Here is a 17072-nt window from a genome sequence, read left to right on the forward strand (position 1 = left end):
TTCGAACCGCGCAGCGAATACCGCCCCGAGGGGTGCGAAAAGCCCACCTTGGAAGCGGTTCGAACGGCAGTTAGAAGCTGCCCGACCGCGAAAGGTTCCCGTTACCCGACGTGAATACCCGGTCGCATGCCCGGGTCCGCCTCGGCCTTGCGGATGATCTCGCGCACGACCGGCGCGGTGTCGCCTTGACCGAGCACGATGACCCGCAGCATGTGCTTGAGCGGACTGCCTTCGGACCACGCCAAATGGCACTGCGGGAGGATGCCGGTCTCGTTGCGCAGGGCCATGAGAATCGCGGCGATCGCGTTCGGGACCGCGGGACTCTGCGCGTGCAGGATGCGGAACGCCCCGACCTCCACTCCCCGTACCTGCAGAACGCCACCGAAGTCGGACGGGTCCGTCACCTCGATCTCGAGGAACATGATGTCCGCCTGCCCAGGGACCGGGTTGACCAGGCGTTGCTCCATCTCCTTGGCCAGGTACTCGTTCTCGTCGCCGGATTGCTGCTTGTTCGCGATGATCGTGATCCGGTTGTCGAACTTGATGGTGTCGGTGATGAACTGTCGCGCTTGATCGTCGAACTCGATGGCGTCCGCCCGTAGTTCGGTGGTGCGGCTGATGCGCGACACCAGGGAGATCACGATGATGCCCCCGATGAATGCCACCGAGATCGTGATGCCATCGGGCTTCTCCCGAATGTTCTCGATGAGCGCGTACGCCATGATCACCGTCAGGAAGCCGTAGAACACCACTGACTTCTGTTTCATGCGATATGCCGACGCACTCACCGCGAACGTCGCCGACACCATCATCGCGAGAACACCGGTCGCGTAAGCGCCGGCCTGCGCGTTCACATCCGCCTGGAAGATCAGCGTGATGAGAATGCTGATCGCGGTGTAGACGAAGACGACCGGTCGCACCCATCGCGTCCACTCGGGAGCCATGCCGTAGCCCGGGAGGTACCGGGGAACGATGTTGATCAGTCCCGCCATGGCCGACGCGCCCGCGAACCACAGAATCAGCACCGAGCTGATGTCGTAGACCGTGCCGAACGTATTTCCGAGAAGTTCGTGGGCGAGGTAGGCGAGGGCGCGGCCGTTTGCTTTTCCGCCCTCCTCGAATTCCTGGGCCGGAATCACGATCGTGGTGATGAAGCTCGTGGCGATCAGGTACACCGACATGACGGCTGCTGCCGTCACCAGCAGTTTCCGCGCATTGCGGATGCGGGACGCGAGTTGTTCCTCCGGCGTCGACCCCTTCGCGGCGATGAGCGGCATCATGCTCACCCCGGTTTCGAAGCCGGACAATCCCAGCACGAGCAGCGGGAACGCGATGAACGCAGGAATGAGCAGACCCATCAGTCCGGGGGTGTGGCCCTGGGTCAGCGCGTGCTGCCAGTTGGACAGCAGATCCGGGTTGGCGAGGATCTTCTGGACGCCCGCCACGACGACGACGGCATTGACCGCGAGGAACAGCACGACCAGCGGCACCGCCACACCGACCGCTTCGCTGAATCCCAGGAGGAAGACGCCTCCGAGCACGAGCAGCAGAACGACCGTCATGAGGATCTGATGGCCGTGCAGGAAGCCCGGGAAGGCCGGGTTCTCGTTGATGTGCACCGACGCGTCAGCCGCGGACAGGGTGATCGTGATGATCCACGACGTCGCGACGAACCCGAGGAGACCGAGCACGAAGAACTTTCCGCGCCAGAACGGCAGCAACCGCTCGAGCATCGCTACCGACCCCTGGCCGTGCGGGCTCTCCTTGGCGACCCGGCAGTACATCGGGAGCATGCCGAACAGCGTCAAGGCCACGATCAGCAGCGTTGCCAACGGAGACAACGCACCTGCGGCGAGCGCCGCGATGCCCGGCAGGTAGGACAGCGTCGAGAAATAGTCGACGCCCGTCAGACAGACGACCTTCCACCACGCGTTCGGCGTGGCATGGTCTTCCTCGGCCTCCGGCCCGACCGGTGCGACGCGCAGTTCCATGAGCCACTTGACGAGCGGCGTCTGCAGAATCGCGGGCTTACCAGGCCCTTTGACGACAGCCGGGATCGCGTAGGTGTCGTCGTCAGTACCCGCACCGCCGTCAAGATCAGCCACGGTTTGAAAATACGCTGAGCGTCATCCGAGCGCGTGAGCGCGTATCAAATTGGCCGATTTGCCCGGCTCCTCCCACCAGAACAGGTGGCCGACGCCGTCGAAGAGTTCGACCTTCGAGCCCGGAATCCGTTCGCCGAGGGCGATGCCGTTGGACACCGGGATCATGTCGTCCGCGGTGCCGTGGACAACCAACACCGGCATCGTCAGGGCGGCGACCCGGTCCGTCACGTCGAACGCACCGGCCGCCATGATCTGTAGCTGGATCACGGGTCCGGGTACCTTCACGGACAACGCGGTCTCGGCGTATGGCTCGAGGTTCGCGGGGTCGGCGCGGAATGCCGGCGACAAGTTCGCCTCGTAGCCGGCGAGTCGAATCTCGTCCCGGTCGCCGGCCTGGACCGCTTCGATGACCCGGATCAGACCCGCACCGAGGTGCCCGGCAGTGAATCCACCCGCGGACGTACAGCCGAGGGTCAACGTGCGAACGCGCTCCGGATGATTCAGAGCGAGTTCTTGCGCGACCATTCCGCCCATCGAAATCCCGACGATGTGCGCGCTGTCCAAACCGAGACGCGTCATCAGTTCGGCCGCATCGTCAGCCAGATCGGCGATGGTGAACGACTCCGCCCGATCACTCTCACCGACACCGCGGTGGTCGTACGCGACGACATCGAAGTCCTCGGCGAGCTCGCCGAGAAACTCCGGCCCCCACATCCGCCGATGGCCGGACATGCCCTGAATGAGGAGAAGCGGCTCTCCCGAACCAAAACGGTCGTAGCTGAGATGCATTCACCGATTCTGCATCTCGGGGCAGACGTATGGTCGAGTCGGGGCGCCGAAACAGGAGGCGGGATGTCGGTCATCCGCTGCTCGAATCTCGTGAAGAACTTTGGCTCGACTCGCGCTCTCGACGGCCTCGACCTCGACGTCTCCCCCGGCGAAGTCCATGGATTCCTCGGGCCGAACGGCGCGGGAAAATCCACCACGATCCGCATTCTGCTGGGTCTGTTGCGGCCAACATCGGGCTCCGCGGAACTGTTCGGTGGCAACCCGTGGAAGCAGGCCGCGCAACTGCACCGCCGTCTCGCCTACGTTCCCGGCGAGGTCAGTCTGTGGCCGCAACTCACCGGCGGCGAAGTAATCGACCTGCTCAGCCGGCTGCGCGGAGACGTCGACAAGCAACGCCGGGACGATTTGCTCGAGCGATTCGAACTCGATCCGACCAAGCGCACCCGAACGTATTCAAAGGGCAACCGGCAGAAGGTCGCGCTCGTCGCGGCGCTCTCCGCACGCACCGAATTGCTCATTCTCGACGAACCGACGTCCGGCCTCGACCCGCTCATGGAAGAGGTCTTCCAGTCCTGCATCCGGGAGGCCCGGGCCGACGGACGGACCGTTCTGCTCTCGAGCCACATCCTCGCGGAGGTCGAAGCACTGTGCGATCGCGTCAGCATCATTCGCTCAGGTAAAACGGTGCAAAGCGGAACGTTGAACGAACTGCGGCACCTGACTCGATCCACCGTGGTCGCCGAGACCGCCCACCATGCAACCAAACTCGCGTCGATGCCAGGCATCGCCAACATCGACATGACCGATGGCCGTACCCGATTCGACGTCGACTCCGATCACCTCGAGTCGGCGATCGCCTACCTCACCACGCTCGGCCTCCGTGGGCTGACGTGCCATCCGCCGACGCTCGAAGAGCTGTTCCTGCGGCAGTACGGCGATGAGGTCCAGTCGTGAAACACCGTCGTCGTCCCACTCACGGCACCGCGAGCCTGATTCGGCTCAACCTCCGTCTCGACCGGTTCCGCCTGCCGATCTGGCTTGGGGCGCTCATCGGACTCGTGTCGGCGTCCGCGTTCGCGGTACAGGACTTCTATGGCAGCCCAGCGGAAATCGCGCTGTACAAGAACACGATCGGCAAGAGCACGGCATCGATCGCGATGAACGGTCCGCCCCTTGGGCTCGACACCGTCGGCGGGATCACTGCATTCGAGGTCGGAACCACGGCCTTCATCGGGACCGCGCTCATGGCGATCTTCCTGACGATCCGTCACACCCGTGCCGACGAAGAGTCCGGCCGCACCGAATTGGTCCTCGCCGCGGTAGTGAACCGCAAATCGCCCGTCGTGGCGGCAGGAATCGTGGTCGGTGTGGCATGCGCCATCGTCGGGATCGGCATCACCGTAGCGATGGCGTCCGCCGGTCTCGATCTCGGCCGCGCTGCCCTGTTCGGTGCGGCGGTGGCGATGAACGGCTTGGCGTTCACCGCGATCGCGCTGGTCAGCGCGCAGTTGACCGTGCACGGCCGCGGGGCGACCGGCATCGCGCTGGCGGTCCTCGCGATTTCGTTCCTGCTTCGCGCGATGGGTGACGCATTCGGAAACTGGCTGTCATGGCTGTCCCCGATCGGGTGGTCACAGCAGGTCGGCGCGTTCGGACCCGCTCGACCGTGGCCCTTGCTCATTTCCGGCGCGTTCACACTCGGCTGCCTGGGGCTCGCCCGTTTCCTCGCGTTTCGACGCGATTTCGCGGCCGGCCTGATCGCACCGAAGCCTGGTCGGGCCTACGCTTCGCCGCGCCTGTCGGGCACGTTCGGACTGGCCGCACGACTACAACGCGGTGTGCTGGTCGGCTGGATGATCGCGGCGCTCGCGCTCGGCATCGCGTATGGCTCCCTCGGACGCGAGGTCCAGAAACTCGTCGATGGCAACGAGCAGATGGAAAAGTTCTTCGCCAACCAGGGCGGCAACATCACCGACGCCTACTTCAACACGGTCACCGTGGTCGGTGCATTGATTCTCACCGGATTCGTGGTGTCGTCGGTGCTTCGCCTGCGCACTGACGAGACTGCTCTCCGCGCCGAACCATTGCTCGCCGCCTCAGTTCCACGGCTGCGCTGGGCCCTGACGTCGTTGGCGGTCACGGTCGCCGGGTCGGTGCTTTTGCTGACTGTCTACGGACTCGGGATGGGTGTCGCCCAGTCGATCACGTCGGGAGACCGCGATTGGATCGCTGACCTGCTCCGACAATCCATTCGCTATTTGCCCGCGAGCCTTCTCGTCGGGGGCGTGACGTTCGCGATCTTCGGCTGGTTGCCGTCGGCAGTGATGCTCGGCTGGGGCGTGTTGGCCGGGTGTGCGGTGATCGCGTGGATGGGCCCGCTGCTCCAACTCCCCGCGTGGGTCATGAACGTGTCCCCGTTCCAGCACCCGAGCGCTGTCCCGGTGCTGAGTGCGATCGTGCTCGTGTTGCTGGTTGTCGGCCTCGCCGGCCTGCGCCGACGAGACCTCGCAACCGGTTGAGCTCAGGCGGCTCCGGTGGGACGCGCGTCCGGCTGCGCCCCGAGTGCTTTCAGTAGCGACTCACGAAGGCCGAACCGGCGGTACTTCGGTGCAATGCCGACCGCCACGAGTTCCGGTGCTCCCCGCTTCGTCGGGTTGGCGATCGCGAAACCGGCAGCATGCCCGTTGACCGTGACGACCACCGCGTTCCGGCGATAGTCGGCACACCACAACAGGTAGGCCCAGTCGGTATCCGTTTCCTGGGCAAGCTCCCACACGGCTTCGTGATCGGTTCGCGTAGCCGGTGTGATCGAGACTGCCAGTGCTCCCACGAGTAACGGATTCCCGATCGTGCCTCACAGTAATCATCTTTAACTTTGCGATTGGTTTACAGCTGGCTATGCGACGTCGAGTCGGTAACCCAACCCGCGCACGGTCACCACGATGTGCGGATCCGACGGGTCCTGCTCAATCTTCACCCGCAGCCGTCGCACGTGAACGTCGACGATCCGGTCATCGCCGAAGTACCCGCGATCCCAGACCCGGTTCAGCAGGACGTGCCTGCTGAGAACCTGTCCTTGCGCCTCGGCCAGTTCGCACAGCAGTCGAAATTCGGTGACCGTGAGGTGCACGTCGCGCTCTCCCCGCACGAGTTTCCCGGCCCTTGGGGCGAGGATCAACGGGCCGGAGCGGTCGAGCAGCAGACGGGCCTGTGGCTCGAGCGGGTAGGCGCGCCTGCGCAGCGCCCGCACTCGCGCGGCAACTTCCTTGACTTCGAACGGCTTTGCGACGAAATCGTCGGCTCCGGCCTCGAAGACATCGACCACTTCATCGGTATTGTCACCGTCGCTCGTCACGATGATCGGCACCGTGCACTCGCGTCGAATCCTGCGGAGGTACGAACTCCCGGAACCGTGGGGCAGATCGATGAGCAAAAGGTCCGGTCCGCTGCCGCCGCTGACGGCACGCAGCGCCGTTTCCGGATCCAGCGCTTCTTCGATGTCGAAGCCCCCACCTTCGAGGGCTTGTCGTAATGCCTTCCGAACTCCGATGTCCTCTTCAACGATCAAAAGGCTCACCACGGGACGGTGTTACCCGCCCGTGGTGAGCCTCAAACCCGCTGGTCGGGGGTTATGCAGCGGGAGGCGTCAGAACGGTGTCGATCATGTAGACCGTCGCGTTGGCGGTCTTGACTCCACCACAGACGAGACCCGAGGTGTTGACCTTGAGCGTCTCGACCGGTCCGGTCACCTTGACCGTGCCGCCCTCGACGGTCTTGAACTCACCGATGATGTTGGCCGGCTTGTTCTGGCCGGAAACCACGTGGTAGGTGAGGATCTTGGTGAGCAGGTCCGAGTCCGTCTTGAGCTTCTCGATCGTCTCCGCGGGCAGCTTGGCGAAGGCGTCGTTAGTCGGAGCGAAGACGGTGAACTCGCCGCTGTTGAGGGTGTCGATGAGGTTGACGTTCGGGTTCAGCTTGCCCGAGAGCGCCGAGACGAGCGTCGAAAGCATCGGGTTGTTCGACGCGGCGACGGTGACCGGGTCCTTGGCCATGCCGGCAACCGAACCAGCGCCCGACGGCACCAGCTTCGCGTAGTCGCCGCAACCTGGGCCGACGAGGTCGGAGGCAGGGTCGTCCATCGACGCCGAGGCGGTGGTGGTCATGGCCGAGGTGCTGGACGTGTCCGATTTCGAACAAGCCGACAGCCCGAGGGTTGCCACTGCGGCGAAGCTGGCGGCGAGGGCGACCGTCTTGGTGGGGATGCGCATTGAATGCTCCTTGATGAGTGGTGAGTCATAGGTGGTTCGGACCGGATCAGCGGCCGGATGGGTAGGGATCGAAAAACTTCTCAGCGGATCGTGACGACCTTCGAATGCCAACCGGTCGCACCGTTTGGGAAGGGCTCAGCGCGGTCACCCGTCTGGGTCTCGCCGGCCGAATCAACGGCACGAACGCGCAGCGTGTGGTTTCCCGGTGTCGCGGCCCAGACCGTTCGCCACTGCCGCCACGTGTCGTTCGAATACGCCTCGGCGAGTTCGGCGTCGCGCCACGGCCCGTCGTCGACCTGAACCTCAACGCGCGCCACCCCGCGGTGTTGCGCCCAGGCCACACCCGCGACGACCACCTCGCCGGGCTCGAGAACCGCGAATGGCGCCGGGACGTCAATGCGCGAGGCCGTCTTGATCGGCCCGTTCTCCGACCAACCTCGGTCCGTCCAGTAACCGCTCGCACGATCGAATCGCGTGACCTCGAGATCGACGACCCACTTGGTGGCCGAGACGTAGCCATAGAGTCCCGGCACGATCAGCCGCGCCGGATAGCCGTGCTCGAGCGGCAGCGGTTCGCCGTTCATCCCCACGGCGAGCAGCGAGTCCCGGCCATCGGTCAGCGCGCCAATCGGAGTTCCCGCGGTCCACCCGTCGGCGCTGCGCGACAAGACCATGTCGGCGTCACGCAATGGCCGAGCCTCGGCTAGCAGGTCCTTGAGCAGGTAGCCGGTCCACGTGGCGTTCCCGGCGAGATTTCCACCGACGAAGTTGGAGACGCAGGTCAGCGTGATCGTTCGTTCGACGGCTGCGCGACGGCGCAGATCGTCGAAGGTCAGAACCAGTTCCTGCTCGACCATTCCGTGGATACGCAGTTGCCACTCTGCTTGCGGCATCGACGGGATTTGAAGGGCGGTGTCGATGCGATAGAAGTCGCCATTCTTCGTGACGAAGGGCGTGATGCCCGACTCGGGAAGCGACACCGCCGCCGTGATCGGGCGGCCCTTCGATCCGACAGCGGGCAGGAGGAACTTGCCTCGGTCGGCAGCGACATCGCGCAGGCGTTGCGCCAGATACTGCGCACCAACGAAAATTCCGCCGGCGACGGCAGTCAATCCACCGAGGAGAGCGAGAAATCGTCGACGATCCGTCGTCTCCGGCGTTCGATCATGGGTTCGTGTCAGCACACGCAAGGCAGCGATGCCCGCTGCAACGCCTGCGATGGCGGGGATGGCGAACCACCACTGCGCGTTGGGCCGAGTGAGCGCCGCACTCGCGACGACGGCGCCACCGACGATGAATACCGCACTCCCCCAGTACTTTCGGCGTTCCAAGACACCGGCAAGCGCGCCCATGGCAGCCACGCCGAGTGCGAGCGAAATGAACAGTACGAGCTTGTCGTTCGTTCCGAACCGCTCGATGATCGCGTCCTTCACCGGCTTCGGCGTGAGGTCGATAATCGTGGAACCGACCGCGAAGAACGGTGAGGCGGCTGGGTTGATCACGGCAGCGAACAGATGCCCTACGGCAAGAACGAGCGCGCCCGCCACGACACCTGCCGCCATACGGGCGAATGGTGGACTAGATTTCTGTGACATGACGAACTCCCCGGTGAGCGTGAAAATGCGCATCTACTGCGAAGTTCGGTGCGGACGGTGACGCGGATTGGTGGTGCAGGTCACCCATCTGATGTCGGCGCGGCGTCGAATACTGGTTGTTCCATTTCAACCAGAAGGAGGCGGTGCGCATGTCCGGCATCGCCTTGTTGCAGGCACCGCCGATGAGCGATCGCGGCAGACTCGCATTCGAGTCCCAGCACCTCGATGACTTGCTCGTCCGCGTCGCGGGCGCTGATCGGCAAGCATTCGCGGCGCTCTACGACGCCACGAGTGCGCGCGTTTACGGCGTGATCGTGCGGACGCTTCGCAACCCGGCGTACAGCGAGGAAACCGCACAGGATGTCTACCTGCAGATTTGGCGAACCGCACGCGATTTCGACGCGGCGCGAGGTTCAGCCCTCTCGTGGATCATCACGATGGCGCACCGTCGGGCAATCGATCGCGTGCGATCCGAACAATCCGGCCGCGTGCGGGACACTGCCTTCCTCGCGTCCTCGGGGACGACGCCACACGACGAGGTGTCGGAAACCGTGACTGCTCGGCTGGAATCCGCGGAAGTTCGTGGCTGCCTGCAGTCCCTCACCGACAAGCAGCGAGAGGCGATCGACCTCGCCTACTACCGCGGCCTCACCTATCCAGAGGTCGCAGAGCACGTCGGGGCCGCATTGCCCACAGTGAAATCGCGTATCAGAGACGGCCTCATCAGCCTCGGAAAATGTTTGGGGGTGACCCGATGAACGACAACGACGAACTTCTCGACCTCGCGTATCCGTACGCTCTCGAGGCACTCGCTCCCGACGAATTCGCCGAAATCGAAGATCGACTCGCGCATGCATCCCCCGCGACTCGCGCGGCGTTTGACCGGAAGGTCGCCGAGATTCGCGAGACCATGGCGGATCTGTCGGACTCGACTGCGGTCGATCCCCCGGCGTCGCTGCGGAGGAAGGTTCTCGACTCGATTGATAAGCCGGCGCGGTCGAATGTTGTTCCGCTGCGCCACCGATGGACCCTCGCTGTGGCCGGACTCGCCGCCGCGCTGGCGCTCTTCGGCGGTTCGCTCGTGGTCGTCAACCGGATGAACCAACCGACCGAAATCACGCTGGCTCAATCGGTGACGTCCGCACCCGACCGTCAGGTCCGGGAAGTGCCGATCACCGGCGGCGGCGTGCTCGAGGTGACGTTCTCACGCCACCTCGATGCCGCAGTCGTGCGTTTCAAGTCCGCAGTGTCAGTGGCGTCCGGCAAGGCGTACCAGCTGTGGTACATCGACGGCTCCCCCAAGTCGGCCGGAGTCGTCGGCGACCCGGGCAAGGAGATCACCGTCGCCAAGCTCGGAACGTCGACCGCATTGGCCCTGACCATCGAGCCGGCAGCGGGTTCAAAGCAGCCGACCATGACCCCGATCGCGGTCGCGAACCTGTAGACCGAAGTAGGTGCGCTACTGCTGAGCGCGCCTGGGCCGCTTATCCATGAGACGGAGGATGAGCGGCGTGAAGATCAACTGCATCGCCAGTTCCATCTTGCCGCCCGGCACGACGATGCTGTTCGCGCGCGACATGAACGAGTCATGCAGCATCGACAGCAGGTACGGGAAGTCGATGCCCTTGGGGTCCGAGAACCGGATGATGACGAAGCTTTCATCGGCGGTCGGGATCGTGCGGGCCGTGAACGGGTTCGACGTGTCGACGGTCGGCACGCGCTGGAAGTTGATGTAGGTACGCGAGAACTGCGGAGTTATGTAGTTCACGTAGTCCGGCATCCGGCGCAGGATCGTGTCGATGATCGCCTCGTCGGAGTATCCGCGAGAGTGCTTGTCCCGGTGAACCTTCTGAATCCACTCCAGGTTCATGATCGGCACGACGCCAACGAGCAGGTCAGCGTACTTCGCGATGTTGACGTTCTCGGTGACCACCGCTCCGTGCAGGCCCTCGTAGAACAGCAGGTCGGTACCGGGATTGATGTCTTCCCACGGGGTGAAGGTTCCCGGCGGCAGGCCGTACGGCTTCGCCTCATCTTCGTTGTGGAGGTACTTCCGGACGGTTCCGACGCCGGTCTGCCCATACTCCTTGAACAGCGTCTCGAGTTCCTTGAGGAGGTTCGCCTCCGGGCCGAAGTGCGAGAAGTGGTTGTTGTGCTCCTTCTCGTGGTCGGCCATCGCGAGCTTCATCTCTTCGCGGTTGTACCGATGGAACGAGTCGCCTTCAACCAGCGCTGGCTTGATGCCTTCACGCCGGAAAATCTCCTGGAAAGTCTTCGTCACGGACGTAGTGCCGGCGCCCGACGAACCGGTGATCGCAACAACTGGGTGCTTGACCGACATTGGATCTCCTACTCGGGTGGCTAGTACTTGAACAGGGAGCGGGTTGCGAACAGCGAGGTGTCGAAACCGGCGGAGTGCACCTCGGGGGCCAGGTGATACGTCTCGATCCGCTCGACTTCATTGCGCGAGCCGAAGATGAGCGGAATCCGTTGGTGAAGCCTGGTGGGCTGCAGTTCGAGCACCCGTTCATGGCCCGTGCTGGCCCGGCCGCCCGCCTGCTCGATGAGGAAGGCAATCGGGTTGCCGCCGTAGAGCAACGCCACCCGACCGGGCTCAGTGTCACGCGTGTCCGCCGGAAACAGGTAGATGCCGCCGCGCGTCAGGATCTGGAACGTGTCCGCGACGAGCGACGCTGCCCATCGCATGTTGAAGTCCCGCCCACGCGGACCGGCCGAACCCTGCAGACACTCGTCGACATACCGGCGAACCGGCGGCTCCCAGAACCGCCCCTTCGCGGCGTTGATCGAGAAGCCGGTGCAGTCACCCGGAATGTGCATCTTCGGATGCGTCAGGACGAACGCGCCGATCTCGCGGTCGAGGGTGAAACCGTCCACCCCGTTTCCGGTTGTCAGCACCAGCATCGTGGCCGGACCGAAAAGCGTGAATCCAGCCGCCACCTGCTCGGTTCCCGGCTGGAGGAAGTCGACATCCCGCGGGTCCTCGACCCCGACCGGCGCGCGCAGCACGCTGAAGATGCTGCCCACCGGCATGTTGACGTCGATGTTGCTCGAACCGTCGAGCGGATCGAGCACCAGAAGGTATTTGCCGCGCCGATAACCGCTCGGGATGTTGATGACTTCCCGGGACCCCTCCGACAAGATCCCGGAAAGCTGTCCCGCCCACTGTGTCTCGTTGACGAGGATGTCGTGACACAGCGCGTCGAGCTGACGGTAGACGCTCTGCCCGGTCGATCCCATGATGGGCCCGCGCGTCACATGGTTCGTCATGATCTTCGCGGCCGTGGCAATCACGTTCAACAACGCCGAGAACTCACCGGACGCCCGCGGGTATCGGTGTTGTTCTTCGATCGTGTAGCGCGTGAGCGTCTTGTGTCGGTTTGGCATGTGACCTTCAGTCGGCCGTGGCGACACTGAAGACGCTGCTACCCCGAATGTCATTCTCGGTGAGCGTGATCAGGTCGTCTTTGGTCAAGGGACGCTGTAGCTCAACAAGGCGTTTGGCCTGCCGGAGCCGACAACGGTCGATCGCATTGCGCACGCTTCGCGCATTGGAGAATCGCGGTTGCGTCATCCTAAGCGTCAGGTACTCACCGAAGGCAACTCTGGCTTGTGAGTCGAACTGGAAATTCTCTCGGTCCAGCATGATTTCACTGATTTGCAACAGTTCGTCGTGCTTGTAGTCCTCGAACTCGATGTGGTGTGCCACGCGCGAGGACAAGCCGGGGTTCGACGTGAAGAAGGTGTTCATCCGGTCCGGGTAGCCGGCGAAGATGACCACGAGGTTCCCGCGGTCGTTCTCCATCTCCTGGAGCAGGATCTCGATCGCTTCCTGACCGTAGTCACGCTCATTCTCCGGGCGGTACAGGTAGTACGCCTCGTCGATGAACAGCACGCCGCCAGCGCTTTTGGCGATGGCTTCCTTGGTCTTCGGTGCAGTGTGACCGATGAACTGGCCGACCAGGTCGTCGCGGGTCACGACGTGGACCTTGGGCTTCCGGATGTAGCCGAGAGCATGCAGCATTTCGGCCATACGTAGGGCGACGGTCGTCTTGCCGGTGCCCGGACCGCCCGTGAAACTCATGTGCATTGTCGGACGGCTCGACGTGAGGCCGAACTGCTCACGAGCGCGATCGACGAGCAGCAGTGCGGCGATCTCGCGGACGCGCCGCTTGACGTTCGCCAGGCCGACAAGCTCCGCGTCGAGTTTGGTCAGCGTCTCGTCGACGGCGGCACGCGCCTCATCATGGGCGAGGTCGAGCTGCGCGTCGTCTGCCAGCACTGCCTTTTCGACCGGCTCGGGCTCCGGAGCAGGCTGGCTGTTAATTGGTGAGGCCGGGCGCTGGTTCGCAGCGCCCGGCCGGTACATGGTGAACCCCGAGTGGGGATTGCTCACGCGTACCTCTCGCCTTCCGGCTTGGTGGTCGCGTACGACTGGATCGAGTACGACTGGCGGCGGTCCGCACCCTCGGTACGGGTGAGCAGGAAGCCCGGCTCGTGCGCCGGACGCTGAACCAGGAAGCTCAGCGCGGTGGTCTGGCGACCGAGGTTGGCGTCGTAAGCGAGGACCCGAATGTAGTGGTTCGGGAACGTCTTACGGCACTCGTTGATCTCAGCGACAACGCCGTCCGGCTCGTCGAGGTCGAACAGGGGCAGGCCCCACATCTCCCAGTAGACGTTGCGCGGGTGCGGGTCGTCGGTGTACTCGATCGACACCGGCCAGCCGTTGAGCAGTGCGTAGCGCACCTGTGCGGCGATCTCGGAGTCGGTGAGGTCCGGCAGGTACGAGAAGGCTCCGTGGCGGAGAGTCATTGTTCTGGTCTCCTTCTGGATCAGACGCTGGTCGGCGTCGGAACGGCGTCCGGCGCGTCGGTCGAGGTGTAGTCGAAGGTCACGTCACCCCAGGTCTGGAGTGCAGCCTGCAGCGGACGGTTGTTCTCCGCGGCCTTGCGGAGGATGTCCGGGCCCTCGATCATCAGGTCGCGACCCTCGTTGCGAGCCTTGATGGTGGCTTCGAGCGCAACGCGGTTGGCCTCGGCACCAGCGGCGATACCCATCGGGTGACCGATCGTTCCACCACCGAACTGCAGGATGACGTCGTCACCGAACAGCGTGACGAGCTGGTGCATCTGGCCGGCGTGGATACCACCGGACGCGACCGGCATGACTCCTGGCATCGACGCCCAGTTCTGGTCGAAGAAGATGCCGTTGCCCAAGTTGGTCGGGATGAAGTCGTCACGCAGGGTGTCGTAGTAACCCGCGGTCGTGGCCGGGTCGCCCTCGAGCTTGCCGACGACGGTTCCGGCGTGCACGTGGTCGACACCGATGAGGCGAGCCCACTTGGCGAGAACACGGAAGCTGACACCGTGCGTCTTCTGACGCGTGAAGGTCGAGTGGCCGGCGCGGTGCAGGTGCAGGAGCACACCGTTCTTGCGCGCCCAGTTCGCCATCGACTGCATCGCGGTGTAACCGATGGTGAGGTCGATCATGACGACGACGGAGCCGATTTCCTTGGCGAATTCGGCGCGCTCGTACATGTCTTCCATGGTGGCGGCGGTGATGTTGAGGTAGTGACCCTTGATCTCACCGGTCGCGGCCGTGGCCTTGTTGACGCCCTCCATGCAGTAGAGGAAGCGGTCACGCCAGCGCATGAACGGCTGGCTGTTGATGTTCTCGTCGTCCTTGGTGAAGTCGAGACCACCACGGTTCGCCTCGTACACAACGCGGCCGTAGTTGCGGGCCGAGAGGCCGAGCTTCGGCTTGATCGTCGCGCCGAGGAGCGGACGGCCGTACTTGTTGAGCATCTCGCGCTCCATGACGATGCCGTGCGCCGGACCCTGGAAGGTCTTGACGTAGGCGACCGGGATGCGGAGATCCTCGAGGCGGAGCGCCTTGAGCGGCTTGAAGCCGAAGACGTTGCCGATGATCGACGAGGTCAGGTTCGCGATCGAACCCTCTTCGAAGAGGTCGATGTCGTAAGCGATGTAGGCGAAGTACTCGCCCGGGCGGCCCGGCACAGCGTCGACGCGGTAGGCCTTGGCCTGGTAGTGGTCGTTCGCGGTCAGGCGGTCGGTCCACACAACGGTCCACGTCGCGGTCGAGGACTCACCGGCGACAGCAGCAGCAGCCTCGATCGGGTCGACGCCGTCCTGCGGGGTCACACGGAAGACGGCGAGGACGTCAGTGTCCTTCGGCTGGTAGTCGGGGTTCCAGTACCCCATACCTGCGTACGACTGAACACCCGGATCCCACCGGTCCTTCGCGGTCTCGTCCGCCATGAATGCCTCCTGGTGCATGTGACTGTGAACTGCTTCACAGCAAGGATTACGCACACATCCTCTAACCACAATTCAAACTTTTCTGACTCTTACTTAATCAATCAGTTAAGCTTTTGCGGTGACCGAAGTGAGCGCCGCCCGCATGAGCACCTTCCTCGCGGTCGCCCGCCACGGAAGCATTCGCGCCGCCGCCGAACACCTGCACGTCACGGAGGCCGCGGTGTCCACCGCGGTGTCCCAAACCGAAAAAGGTCTGGGTGCAAAGCTTCTCGCCAGGTCGGGCCGGGGTATCGAACTCACCCACGCGGGCACCGTCTACGCCGACTATTGCCGCACGATCCTGGGGCTCATGAAGGAGGCTCGCGCTGCGGTCCGAAACGCCGAGGAGGGTCGCCTGCGTATCGGAGTCGTCGCCACCGTGGGCGAGTACGTACTTCTCCCCCTCTTGGCTGCCTTCCGCGATCGATACCCCAGCATCGAGCTCAACCTGTCGATCCGCTCCCGCGATGACCTGTTCGCCGACCTCGCCCACCACGAGTCAGATGTCGTCATCGCGGGCCGCCCCCCGCACGGCATGGGCTTCGTGACCCGAGCCCGCCGACCCGCCACTCTCATCGTCGTGGGCGACCCCGCGCACCGATTGGACCCGGACACCGCGACCTGGCTGTTGCGCAGCGAGCGGTCGGGTACGCGCGCCTCGACACTCCGGCTTCTCGAAGAGCTGTCCATCACGCCACCCACGATGACCCTCGGAACACACGGTGCGGTCGTCGCCGGCGCCCGCGCCGGACTCGGCGTCGCATTGGTGCACTCCGACGCCGTTCAATCAGACATCGACGCCGGTCGGCTCGAGATTCTCCCGGTCGAGGGCACACCTCTCGATCGACCGTGGCACGTCATCACGACGGACACCTTCATGCCCGCAGCCCAACTGTTCATCGAGCACATCACCGACGTCGAGCAGTTCGGTGCCGAGGCGTTCGCCTAGCGGCGAAAGTGCCGCTTGGTGTCCGAGATGAAGGTCCGGAACAGCGCCTCGTTCGGTAGCCGCATCGCGATCGCGGGCCGGACCTGCGGGGCAGGTTCGTAGGCGAACGTCCAGACAAACTGCGAACCGAGGATCGTCGGTTCGATCCGGTAGTCCTCGGCGAACCGACGGAAGACCGGCAGATTCGCTTCCTTCACCATGAACGAATACCGCTTGCCTTCCTCCCAGACGATGAACTCCTCCTCCAAGCGAAGAAGTTTGCCGACGGCCATGTTTCGCGTCGTGCCCACGCCATACGGCCGCTTCGACGTCCACCGACCACTCAGCAAGCGGCACCAGCCCAGCGGATCGTCGCTGGTCAGGTCAAACCAGACCTGCTCTGGGGGAACCGGCAGGTCGAGCGTGTACCGGTGCTTCTGTGGCGCGGTCTCGAAGAACGATGCGTCGCACGGCTGCAGTTTGAACATCGGGACTCTCCTCGCCGATCACGGTGAGTATGAGTCTGCCTGCTATGCCGCTTTACGCTGACGGAAATCGAGTAGCCGCTCGAGGAGGTCGACGATCTCGCCCGTGTCGAAGGCGTAGGCGAACGCATCCCCGACGCGGTGGTCGTTCTCGGCGATGACCGAGATCCGGGTGACGGCCTCGACTATCGACAGCTCACCGAGCGGCTTGCGCAGCAAAGCGACAACACCATCGGCATAGCCGCGAAGCTCGCTCAGCGCCAGGCGACGGCCATCGCGGAAGGTGAGGCATCGGTAGATGAACTCGATTGCCTCCTCAGCGATGGGATCGAAGAGGGGAACCTCCTGCGGCCATTCGTCTTCGAAGAATTCCTCGGGGGAAACCCAGTCGACGAGGTTCCAGGCATGAGCGTTGAGTCGGTGGACGATCCGGTCCAGTTCGACCCAGTCAGAATCGGTGAGTGTGCTGATGACTTCGTGTGCGGTACGTGGAGTGGCGACCATGAGAAAAGACAAGCACGGGGGTCTGACAAGTAAGCCCGAGTCGGCGGCACCCTACGGTGCCGC

Annotated in this window: 18 protein-coding genes; 5 read left to right on the forward strand and 13 right to left on the reverse strand. The window is 64.0% G+C overall.

Features of this window, described 5'->3' with window-relative positions:
* Positions 1 to 101 precede the first annotated feature (101 nt).
* Together F600_RS0119355 and F600_RS0119360 are read right to left on the reverse strand one after the other, a co-directional pair.
* Positions 102 to 2105 carry an APC family permease gene (locus tag F600_RS0119355; protein ID WP_018162300.1) on the reverse strand — a complete coding sequence of 668 codons (2004 nt, stop codon included), beginning with the start codon at positions 2103 to 2105 and terminating at the stop codon, positions 102 to 104.
* A 21-nt stretch (positions 2106 to 2126) separates the two neighbouring features.
* Positions 2127 to 2894 carry an alpha/beta fold hydrolase gene (locus F600_RS0119360; RefSeq protein WP_018162301.1) on the reverse strand — a complete coding sequence of 256 codons (768 nt, stop codon included), beginning with the start codon at positions 2892 to 2894 and terminating at the stop codon, positions 2127 to 2129.
* 63 nt (positions 2895 to 2957) lie between these two features.
* Between F600_RS0119360 and F600_RS0119365 the strand changes: the two genes are divergently transcribed.
* Together F600_RS0119365 and F600_RS0119370 are read left to right on the forward strand one after the other, a co-directional pair.
* Positions 2958 to 3848 (forward strand): ABC transporter ATP-binding protein, encoded by an 891-nt coding sequence (locus tag F600_RS0119365; RefSeq protein ID WP_018162302.1) that lies wholly within the window; start codon positions 2958 to 2960, stop codon positions 3846 to 3848.
* Positions 3845 to 5413, forward strand: coding sequence for an ABC transporter permease (locus tag F600_RS0119370; RefSeq protein ID WP_018162303.1), 1569 nt, complete (start codon positions 3845 to 3847; stop codon positions 5411 to 5413). Before F600_RS0119365 ends, F600_RS0119370 begins: the two co-directional genes overlap by 4 nt.
* Before the next feature lie 2 nt (positions 5414 to 5415).
* Here F600_RS0119370 and F600_RS0119375 read toward each other — a convergent pair whose 3' ends face one another.
* From F600_RS0119375 to F600_RS0119390, 4 genes are all read right to left on the reverse strand, one after another.
* Entirely contained in the window at positions 5416 to 5724 is a 309-nt protein-coding gene (locus F600_RS0119375) for a GNAT family N-acetyltransferase (RefSeq protein ID WP_018162304.1), read from the reverse strand.
* A 66-nt stretch (positions 5725 to 5790) separates the two neighbouring features.
* Positions 5791 to 6474 carry a response regulator transcription factor gene (locus tag F600_RS0119380; RefSeq protein WP_018162305.1) on the reverse strand — a complete coding sequence of 228 codons (684 nt, stop codon included), beginning with the start codon at positions 6472 to 6474 and terminating at the stop codon, positions 5791 to 5793.
* Positions 6475 to 6523: 49 nt separating this feature from the next.
* Positions 6524 to 7162: a fasciclin domain-containing protein gene (locus tag F600_RS0119385; RefSeq protein WP_026306732.1), complete on the reverse strand. Its 639-nt coding sequence runs from the start codon at positions 7160 to 7162 to the stop codon at positions 6524 to 6526.
* A gap of 80 nt (positions 7163 to 7242) precedes the next feature.
* Positions 7243 to 8757, reverse strand: a complete 1515-nt coding sequence (locus tag F600_RS0119390; RefSeq protein WP_026306733.1) for a molybdopterin-dependent oxidoreductase — start codon at positions 8755 to 8757, stop codon at positions 7243 to 7245.
* Positions 8758 to 8906: 149 nt separating this feature from the next.
* Here F600_RS0119390 and sigK point away from each other — a divergent pair, with 149 nt between their 5' ends.
* On the forward strand, positions 8907 to 9515 hold the full coding sequence (gene sigK, locus F600_RS0119395; protein ID WP_081628956.1) for an ECF RNA polymerase sigma factor SigK: 609 nt from the start codon (positions 8907 to 8909) through the stop codon (positions 9513 to 9515).
* On the forward strand, positions 9512 to 10201 hold the full coding sequence (locus F600_RS0119400) for an anti-sigma factor (RefSeq protein ID WP_018162310.1): 690 nt from the start codon (positions 9512 to 9514) through the stop codon (positions 10199 to 10201). The genes sigK and F600_RS0119400 overlap by 4 nt, the downstream gene beginning before the upstream one ends.
* A gap of 15 nt (positions 10202 to 10216) precedes the next feature.
* On the opposite strand, the gene F600_RS0119405 is transcribed toward F600_RS0119400, so the two are convergent.
* Genes F600_RS0119405 through F600_RS0119425 form a run of 5 tightly spaced genes read right to left on the reverse strand, consistent with a single transcriptional unit; the run spans position 10217 to position 15053 of the window.
* Positions 10217 to 11098, reverse strand: a complete 882-nt coding sequence (locus tag F600_RS0119405; RefSeq protein WP_018162311.1) for a phosphoribulokinase — start codon at positions 11096 to 11098, stop codon at positions 10217 to 10219.
* A 20-nt stretch (positions 11099 to 11118) separates the two neighbouring features.
* Positions 11119 to 12162 (reverse strand): class 1 fructose-bisphosphatase, encoded by a 1044-nt coding sequence (locus F600_RS0119410; RefSeq protein WP_018162312.1) that lies wholly within the window; start codon positions 12160 to 12162, stop codon positions 11119 to 11121.
* Between the two features lie 7 nt (positions 12163 to 12169).
* Positions 12170 to 13171: an AAA family ATPase gene (locus F600_RS0119415; RefSeq protein WP_026306734.1), complete on the reverse strand. Its 1002-nt coding sequence runs from the start codon at positions 13169 to 13171 to the stop codon at positions 12170 to 12172.
* The gene (locus F600_RS0119420) at positions 13168 to 13587 is read right to left on the reverse strand and encodes a ribulose bisphosphate carboxylase small subunit (RefSeq protein WP_018162314.1); all 420 of its coding nucleotides are present in this window, start codon (positions 13585 to 13587) and stop codon (positions 13168 to 13170) included. The genes F600_RS0119415 and F600_RS0119420 overlap by 4 nt, the downstream gene beginning before the upstream one ends.
* A gap of 20 nt (positions 13588 to 13607) precedes the next feature.
* Entirely contained in the window at positions 13608 to 15053 is a 1446-nt protein-coding gene (locus F600_RS0119425; protein ID WP_026306735.1) for a form I ribulose bisphosphate carboxylase large subunit, read from the reverse strand.
* Positions 15054 to 15171: 118 nt separating this feature from the next.
* Between F600_RS0119425 and F600_RS0119430 the strand changes: the two genes are divergently transcribed.
* Positions 15172 to 16041, forward strand: coding sequence for a LysR family transcriptional regulator (locus tag F600_RS0119430; RefSeq protein ID WP_018162316.1), 870 nt, complete (start codon positions 15172 to 15174; stop codon positions 16039 to 16041).
* Here F600_RS0119430 and F600_RS0119435 read toward each other — a convergent pair.
* Positions 16038 to 16508 (reverse strand): SRPBCC family protein, encoded by a 471-nt coding sequence (locus F600_RS0119435; RefSeq protein ID WP_018162317.1) that lies wholly within the window; start codon positions 16506 to 16508, stop codon positions 16038 to 16040. The two genes, F600_RS0119430 and F600_RS0119435, sit on opposite strands and share 4 nt — an antisense overlap.
* A 42-nt stretch (positions 16509 to 16550) precedes the next feature.
* Positions 16551 to 17009 carry a hypothetical protein gene (locus F600_RS0119440; RefSeq protein ID WP_018162318.1) on the reverse strand — a complete coding sequence of 153 codons (459 nt, stop codon included), beginning with the start codon at positions 17007 to 17009 and terminating at the stop codon, positions 16551 to 16553.
* Positions 17010 to 17072 lie beyond the last annotated feature (63 nt).

The sequence above is a fragment of the Smaragdicoccus niigatensis DSM 44881 = NBRC 103563 genome (assembly GCF_000380645.1).
Classification (GTDB): Bacteria; Actinomycetota; Actinomycetes; order Mycobacteriales; family Mycobacteriaceae; genus Smaragdicoccus; species Smaragdicoccus niigatensis.